General features: G+C 66.6%; 1 pseudogene. It reads right to left on the reverse strand.

Annotated elements, in window-relative coordinates:
* Nucleotides 1–360: pseudogene (locus tag BZY54_RS55725) on the reverse strand (phosphatase); the annotation flags it as partial.
* Nucleotides 361–746: the final 386 nt, after the last annotated feature.

The following is a 746-nucleotide window of genomic DNA, read 5'->3' on the forward strand; positions in this document are numbered from 1 at the left end:
CGAGCCCGTTCGTGCGGGCCAGCCGTTCGGTCAGCTCGTGCAGGGTCGTCAGGTCGGAGACCCAGCCCGCGAGCCGGTCCTGCAGCAGGGCGCCCGGCGGATGCGGGGGGTGGGGGGAGTGCGCGGCGTTCGTCGTGGCGGCCGGAGAGGTGCCCGGGGCTGCGGGAGCGGGCGGGACAGTGTGTGCGGGAGGGGGAACCGTTGAATCGATTCCAGCCACTTTCGAAGGGTGAGGGGCATTCATGGCGTCCGGCTTTCCGACCGGCGCGTACTGCTCGAAAGCATCGCAAACCCCCATGTCTTCTGCGCCGCCAGCAGTGTCTCCAGATGTACACGCACTCGTGAGGGGATGTCCAGCATTGTCCTGCTGGGATTCCTGGTGTCAGTGGGCCTGGAGGGCCTTGCTCCACACCCCTTGCGGAACAACAAAGTTGGCTTGAAACTGCCTCGGGTAACGGACTATTGAGGTCGACTGGGCTTGCTCCACAGAGCGTCACAGCGGTCGTGATGGGTACGTACTCGGAGAAGGCCAGGGGTGGTTGGGGGCTACCCGGAACCTGGCGACGGACCCGGGCGTCTTAGCCACCGACGACCGTGCCCCATCCTCGCGTGATGGCGGCGGAGAGCAGAACGCGCGACAGCAAAACGCCATGCTCCGCCACCCCACGCCACGCCCGTGCTTTTGGTAGACGCATGGACTGGGCTGCCGCGGAAAGCAGCCGATGCTCGGCCCATAGGGGTTCCCC

The organism is Streptomyces carpinensis, assembly GCF_002154505.1.
GTDB classification, from domain to species: domain Bacteria; phylum Actinomycetota; class Actinomycetes; order Streptomycetales; family Streptomycetaceae; genus Streptomyces; species Streptomyces carpinensis.